We start from the raw sequence: 590 nt of genomic DNA on the forward strand, positions 1-590 counted from the left end.
CCCTTCTCAATTTGTGGATTAACCGTCATCTGACGGCTAAACGGAACCAGGAAGGTGCCACGTTGAAAGATTTCATTGCCACGGCTTCACTCTCGCTTTACACCCTTACCATCAACAACACGTCAATGCGCCCTGACGTGCTGCGCTTTCGCGGCCGCGAGGCGCTAAGCGAGCCGTTCCGCTGGGACATCGAGTTCACCACCAATTTGCCGGTTAAAGACGAGCTGCTGAACAAATTCGCCAACCTGAGGATGCGCAGCGGCAAGGTGGTGCACGGCGTCATCACCCGCATGGAGTGGCTGAGCCAGAGCGCTGACCAGACGCACTATCGCGTCATTCTTGAATCGCGCCTTGCGCTGATGAAACTGACCTGCGAGAGCCGGGTGTTTCAGAACCTCAGCGTGCCGGAGCTGGCGGAACAGTTGCTGCGCCAGCACGGTTTTGAAGGGCCGGACTTTGATTTCCGCCTGACGCGCGAGTACCCGGCGCGCGAGCTGATTACCCAGTGGCAGGAGAGTGATTTGCAATTCCTGCAGCGCATTCTGGCGGAGGTCGGCATCTGGTTCCGTTCCGGGATGAATGCGGTTACC

At 58.1% G+C, this 590-nt stretch carries 1 protein-coding gene; it reads left to right on the plus strand.

What is annotated here, in order from left to right:
• Positions 1–62: 62 nt before the first annotated feature.
• The coding region (locus MWH02_RS23050) for a contractile injection system protein, VgrG/Pvc8 family (RefSeq protein ID WP_271461525.1) at positions 63–590 on the plus strand (528 nt) is incomplete at its 3' end.

The organism is Pantoea leporis, assembly GCF_028048155.1.
GTDB classification, from domain to species: Bacteria; Pseudomonadota; Gammaproteobacteria; order Enterobacterales; family Enterobacteriaceae; genus Pantoea; species Pantoea leporis.